The sequence below is a fragment of the Limnoglobus sp. genome (assembly GCF_059499385.1).
This window is the reverse complement of the sequence record NZ_JCABYM010000023.1, coordinates 1-6194: the sequence shown is the minus strand read 5'-3', so window position 1 is coordinate 6194 and position 6194 is coordinate 1. Positions and strand designations below refer to the sequence as shown.

Annotated in this window: 6 protein-coding genes and 1 tRNA gene; 4 read left to right on the top strand and 3 right to left on the bottom strand. The window is 71.5% G+C overall.

From position 1 onward, the window contains the following. Positions 1 to 165: 165 nt before the first annotated feature. The 4 genes from AC5JJ2_RS03970 (at position 166) to AC5JJ2_RS03955 (ending at position 4530) form a co-directional block, all read left to right on the top strand. Positions 166 to 1494, top strand: a complete 1329-nt coding sequence (locus tag AC5JJ2_RS03970; protein WP_495856659.1) for an SCP2 sterol-binding domain-containing protein — start codon at positions 166 to 168, stop codon at positions 1492 to 1494. Between the two features lie 11 nt (positions 1495 to 1505). Then, positions 1506 to 2318 (top strand): SDR family NAD(P)-dependent oxidoreductase, encoded by an 813-nt coding sequence (locus AC5JJ2_RS03965; RefSeq protein WP_495856658.1) that lies wholly within the window; start codon positions 1506 to 1508, stop codon positions 2316 to 2318. Between the two features lie 408 nt (positions 2319 to 2726). Further along, positions 2727 to 3998, top strand: coding sequence for a BtrH N-terminal domain-containing protein (locus AC5JJ2_RS03960; protein ID WP_495856657.1), 1272 nt, complete (start codon positions 2727 to 2729; stop codon positions 3996 to 3998). Between the two features lie 43 nt (positions 3999 to 4041). Then, positions 4042 to 4530, top strand: coding sequence for a hypothetical protein (locus tag AC5JJ2_RS03955; RefSeq protein WP_495856656.1), 489 nt, complete (start codon positions 4042 to 4044; stop codon positions 4528 to 4530). 14 nt (positions 4531 to 4544) lie between these two features. On the opposite strand, the gene AC5JJ2_RS03950 is transcribed toward AC5JJ2_RS03955, so the two are convergent. The 3 genes from AC5JJ2_RS03950 to AC5JJ2_RS03940 all read right to left on the bottom strand — a co-directional run bounded on the left by AC5JJ2_RS03950 (position 4545) and on the right by AC5JJ2_RS03940 (position 6194). Then, the gene (locus AC5JJ2_RS03950; protein WP_495856655.1) at positions 4545 to 5786 is read right to left on the bottom strand and encodes a hypothetical protein; all 1242 of its coding nucleotides are present in this window, start codon (positions 5784 to 5786) and stop codon (positions 4545 to 4547) included. Positions 5787 to 5897: 111 nt separating this feature from the next. After that, positions 5898 to 6083 carry a hypothetical protein gene (locus AC5JJ2_RS03945; RefSeq protein ID WP_495856654.1) on the bottom strand — a complete coding sequence of 62 codons (186 nt, stop codon included), beginning with the start codon at positions 6081 to 6083 and terminating at the stop codon, positions 5898 to 5900. Positions 6084 to 6119: 36 nt separating this feature from the next. Next, positions 6120 to 6194, bottom strand: a tRNA-Pro gene (locus AC5JJ2_RS03940).

Sequence of the window (6194 nt, the reverse complement as noted above, 5' to 3'; positions counted from 1 at the left end):
CGCGCTGCTCACCTCGGGACGAGGGCCGACACCCCTCCCTAACCCTCCCCCCCAAGGGGGGAGGGAACAAAACAGTCAACCCTCTTGACTTTACTCATCCCGCTTGCAAATAACAAGTATGTCACTTGCAAAAAGCAAGTTAGCACTCCGGCGGAGGTTCCTTGCATGGCCGCACTCGACTCGCACCCCACCGTCGTCGCCGTCCGCGAGCGGCCGGCCCGTCCCGGCCGCGGGCCGCTGTCCGCCGCGTGGCTGCGGCAGCTCTGCCGGGACGCCGGGGCGGACGACGTGGGGTTCGTCCCGCTCACGCGGTCCGAACTCGACGACCAGCGCGGAGACATCCTCGACGCCTTCCCGGAAACGCGGACGCTGATCGCCCTGGTGTTCCGCATGAACCGCGAGGCGATCCGCACGCCGAAGCGGTCCGTCGCGAACCTCGAATTCCACCAGACGACCGACCACGCGAACGAGGCCGCCCGCGAGATCGTGCGGCAGCTGGAAGCCGAAGGCGTTCGTGCGATGAACCCGCCGTCCGGGTTCCCGATGGAGATGTCGAGCTTCCCCGGCAAGGTGTGGGTCGTGTCGCACAAGCCGGTCGCCGTCGCCGCCGGGCTGGGGCGGATGGGCGTCCACCGGAACGTCATCCACCCGCGGTTCGGGAACTTCATCATCCTCGGCACGCTGTTGCTCGCGCACGACGTGGACGCGGAGTCGCGGCCGATCGACTACAACCCGTGCCTGTCGTGCAAGTTGTGCGTGGCGGCGTGCCCGGTCGGGGCGATCAAGCCGGACGGCCGGTTCGACCCGAGCGCCTGCCTGACGCACAACTACCGCGAGTTCATGAGCGGGTTCACGGACTGGGTCGAGCAGATCGCGGACAGCCGCGACGCGACGGACTACCGCCACCGCGTGACGGACCAGGAGACGGCGTCGATGTGGCAGAGCCTGAGCTTCGGGGCGAACTACAAGGCGGCGTACTGCCTGGCCGTCTGCCCCGCGGGCGAGGACGTGATCGCGCCGTTCCTCGCGGACCGCGGGAAGTTCGTGGACGAACGGGTGAAGCCGCTCCAGCAGAAGGAGGAGCCGATCTACGTCGTGCCGCAGTCGGACGCGGCCGAGTACGTGGCGAAGCGGTTCCCGCACAAGGCCGCGAAGCCGGTCAACGGCGTCCGGCCGTCGAGCGTCGCCGGGTTCATTCGCGGGATGCCGATCGTGTTCCAGGCCGGGCAGTCGAAGGGGCTGAACGCCGTCTACCACTTCACGTTCACCGGCCGCGAGGAAGCGACGACGACGGTTACGATCCGCGACCAGGCGTTGAAGGTCGAAGCGGGCCACGTCGGCACGCCGGACCTGGCGGTGAAGGCCGACGCCGCGACGTGGCTCGGCTTCCTTCGCAAAGAGAAGAGCATCGTCTGGGCGATCGTCCGCCGCCGGGTGCGGGTGAAGGGTAAGCTGTCGCTGCTGACGGCGTTCGGGAAGTGCTTTCCGTCTTGAGGAGTAATCGCGTGTTCACACGTCGCCATCGAACCGACCGTTACCGCGCCCGGTACGGCCCGTGGGCCGTCGTCACCGGGGCGTCGTCCGGCATCGGCCGGGCCGTCGCCGCCGCGCTGGCGGCGGCGAAGTTCAACCTCGTGCTCGTCGCCCGCGGCCGGGCCGAGCTGGAGAAGCTGTCGCAGGAGCTGGCGGCCGCGCACGGCATCGCGTGCCGCGTCGTCGTCCTCGACCTCGCCCAGGAATCGAGCGTCCCGGCGCTACTCGAAGAGACGCGAACGCTGGACGTGGGCCTGTTGGTCGCGTCCGCCGGGTTCGGCACGTCCGGCCCGTTCCTCGACTCGCCGCTCGAAACCGAACTCGACATGCTCGCGGTGAATTGTCGGTCGCTGACGGCGTTGACGTGGCACTTCGGCCGGCGGCTCCGGGACCGCGGCCGCGGCGGGATCGTGTTGCTGAGCTCCATCGTCGCGTTCCAGGGCGTGCCGTGGTCGGCCCACTACGCGGCGACGAAGGCCTACGTCCAATCGCTGGCCGAGGGCGTCGGCGGGGAGCTGTCCACGGCCGGGGTGGACGTGCTGGCGGCCGCGCCCGGCCCGACGGGGACGGGGTTCGCGGCGCGGGCCGGGATGCGGATGGGCAAAGCGATGACGCCGGAGTCGCTGGCCGGCCCGATCCTGGACGCGCTCGGCCGCCGGCGGACGGTACTGCCGGGGTTCCTGTCGAAGTTGCTCGTCTACTCGCAGGCGACGCTCCCGCGCTGGGCGCGGGTGCGGATCATGGGCATGGTCATGAAGGGGATGGCGAAGCGGGCGGCGGGCTGACCGCGGGGCAGGAAGCGGCCCCGCGGTCACTCGTCGTACTTCAGCAGGAACTGCGGGTTGATCGCCTTGAAGCTGAGGCGGCCGCCGAGCGTCTCGTCGAACTCCTCGCGGGCCGGGCGGAACACCAGCCCCTCGCGGTGGGCGACTTCAGGATAAGACGCGCGAACCCGGCCGGCGGTTCACGCGGGAGCGGCTACGGCCCTTGCCTCGCGACCGAACGTCGGTTAGAGTTTCGGCACGGCGGACACGCTCCCGTCGGCACTCCTTTGCGGGCCACCCACGCGGCCCGGTCCGGGGTCAAGGGGATCACGTCCTCGGGCGGCGGCAACTTCCTTCATTGATCGACGGCCTCCCGACCGGGCGGCCGGCAGGCGTGGGCTGCCGGCGGTCCGTGCGAGGGCGTTGACAATGACCCGACAGAAGCACTTCAAGCAGCTCGTCCGCGATCACATGAAGAAGACCGGCCTAAGATACGCGGCGGCCCGCCGGGTCCTCCTGCGGACCGCGAGCGTGCCCTCGTCGCCGCACCGGCCGGGGGTCGTCCCCGCAGCGACGGCGCTCCGCGTGTTGCTCGCCCGGCACGGCCGGGAGCTGGCCGAGCCGACGGCGTTCGGGCTGGCCGGCGGCGTCGGCATCGGCGTGTTCGCGTTCCACTACGAGAAGGCCGACTTCGCCTCGTTCTTCGTCGGCGGCCGCCACCTGTGGCACGACGACCGGCTGTACCTGACGCGGGCGTGCGAACGGCTCGGGCTGACGCCGGCGGTGACGGAGGCGTCCACCCCGCGGGCGGCGGAGCGGAACCTCCGCGAGCCCCTGGACGCGCACGGCCCGTGCGTCGCCTGGGTGGACGTGGCGCTCCTGCCGCACCGTGGACTGGACCACCTGTCGGCGACCGGCGGCGGGTATCACGTCGTCACCGTTTACGGCGTGAACCCGGCGGCCGGCACGGCCACGATCGGCGACCTGGCGGACGAGCCGGTCGAGCTGCCGCTGGCGGCGCTCACTGCGGCGCGGGGGCGGATCAAGAAGGACAAGTACCGACTGTTGGCGGTGGCGGCGGTGGCGGAGCCGCGGGGGCGGGGGGAACTGGTCCGGGACGCGGTCGCGGCCTGCCGCCGCGGGATGGCCGGCGCGGACGCCCCGGCGAACGCCCGGCGGAACTTCACGCCGGACGCGCTGATATCGTGGGCCGACCGGCTGACCGCGACCCGCGGACCGGACCGGTGGGAGCACGCCTTCGCGCCGGGCCACCGGTTCTTCACGGGGCTGCTCTACCTACACTTCTACGTCGAGCACTACGGGACCGGCGGCGGGCTGATGCGGCCGCTCATGGCCGACTTTCTCCGCGAGTCGGGATTGGAGAAGCCGGCCGCGGACTACGCCCGACTCGGCGAACTGTGGTCCGACCTGGCGGACGCCGCGTTGCCCAACGGCGTGCCGCTCCTCGCGGCGGCGAAGACCCGGCTGACGGAGTACGCGGAGTTGGTGGACACCGACGGCCCGGAGGCGGACCGGGCGGCGTGCTGGCGGGCGATCCGCGAGCTGGAAGCCGAGGCCCGCGAGCGGTTCCCGCTCACCCCGTCGGAGTGCGCCGACCTCCGCGGCCGCCTCCGCGACCGCGTCCTTGCGATCCACGCCGCGGAAGTCGCGGCCCTCGACCACCTCGGCCGCACGGCCTGAATCCCAACCTTCATCCCCAAACTTTCTTCACGGGAGTTCTCCCATGTTTCGTTCCGTCCTGTCCGTGGCCGCCGGGTACGCGGCGATGGCCGCCCTGGTGCTGGCCGGCTTTTCCGTCGCCCTCGTCGAGCCGGACCTCGCCCTTCATCCTGGCTCGACCGAGGTGACGACCGGCTGGTCCGTTTACGCGCTGGCACTCGGCTTCGTGGCCGCCGCGGTCGGCGGGTGGGTGTGTCGCCGCGTGGCGCGGTCGCCGCGGCCGGTGCCGGTGCTCGTCGCCCTCGTCGTCGTGCTGGGCTTGGGGTCGGCGGCGATGAGCTACTCGCGAACCGGGCCGTCGGCCCTGGCGGCCGAACGACCTCTGGCGGGGACCGACCTGCCTGCTTCCGGGGCTTGGCCGAACGGCGACGTTCCGATATCGACAACGACCGCGGAACGGTTGAAGGCCGCCCGCCAACCGCTCGGCTACGCGATCGCGATTCCACTCATCGGGTCGATAGGCGTCGTGCTAGGTGCCAGGCGGGCGAAGTAACGACGTGCCGCCGCTCAAGCCGTCTGGGCCGGCGGCGGGACGGGGCCGAGCCGGAGGCACGCCAGCTCGACGGCGTCGATCCGCACTTCCGTGCGGCTGCTCCAGAGCCGCGTCTCGATCCCCGGCGTTGCCTCGGCGACCTCGAACTCTGCTTCCCACGCGCCGCCGGCGTGAATGTCCGCCCGCGGGAGCAGGAACGAGTTCGAGTAGTCGAAGCACACGTCGGCGAAGAACGACCCGGCGGCCGCGGCGCGGGAGCGGATCGTCAGCCGGTAACGGTCCGCCGGCCGCGTCGCGTAGGGGCCGTACACCTCGATCCGCGGCTCCTCCCGGCCGGGCAGCAAAACGAACCGGCCGACGCGGTCGCCCTCGGCCGGGTGGAGCAGGTGCAGGACCGGCAGCAGGTTCGCCGATTGGCCGGCGGCGCTCGGGATCGGGACGTGGCCGGTGTCGCCGCCCGGCGGCCGGGCGATGTGGACGAAGGCGTCCGTGTCGATCTGCTGGAAGCCCCAGAAGGAGTGGAGCGCGATCCGCAGGCGGTTCGGCTTCGGGGCGTGGCGGAACCCGTCCGGCGGGGTCGTCGGCACGAGCGGAGCGAGGGCCTGCCGCCAGAAGTCCGGGTCCAGCAGCCGGTGGTCGAGCGACCAGTACGGGCTGCCGGTCCCGCCGCGGTAGCCGACCTCGATCACCGGCGGGATGAGCAGCGTGACCCGCTTCCCGAAGTACCGGGCCTCGATCGCGGCGCTGGAGTTCAGCGACACCACGCGCGTCACCTCGTCCTGGGCGAACAGGTGGTAGACGTTGTCCGTGACCGTCCGGGCGCGGGGGACCAGTTCCCGGACGCGGGCGGTGAGCGGGTGGTCCGGGTCGTAGGGGGGCGGCTTCAGCAGCCACGGCCCCGGCTCGGCGGCCAGTCGGCGGAGGTCGTCGTCGAACGCCCCGGCGTCCACGAACCGGCCGTCGAACACCTGGCTCTTGTCCATCCGCGCCTGCGCGAGGAAAAGAGTCGTGTCCGGGTCGAGGACGCTGTACGGCGAAGTCGTGACGGTCGCCCGCCGCAGCCCGGCCGTCATCCAGACCTCGTCTTCACTAACCGCGTGGCCGCGGATCGCGGCGTCGCTCGCCGGGTCGGAGGACCGCACGCCGAGGAGCAGGTCGTCCAGGAAGCGGATCGGGTGGACCCACACGTCCACGAACGGGACGCCGAGCGCCGTCAGGGCCGACCGCAGGTACGGCGGCATCTCGAACCCGATCACGACCGCCCCGCGGACGTGTGGCTCGTACAGGGCGGTGACCTCCGCGTGCAGCCGGCGGCCGTCGTAGATGCCGGCCCAGGCGTTCAGCCGGTCCGTCAGGCCGTGCGTTCGTTAGAAGGCGTGCGCGTCGATCCCGCGGTCGGGGTCGAGGATCAGGAGCTTCGGCGCGATGCCGGTCGCGAGGACGACCTGGCGTTCGATGAGTGCATGGAGCCAGCGGGTCTGGACGTTGCTGCCGTCGAGCGACCCGTCCCGGTAGGGGCGGAGGCAGTCGCCGGTCACGACGATGGTGGGCATACTGGGCGGTCGGACGTGGAAAGGGCGGGCGGTCAGTCGGGGTGGCCGGATTTGAACCGACGACTTCTTGCTCCCAAGGCAAGCGCTCTAGCCAAGCTGAGCTACACCCCG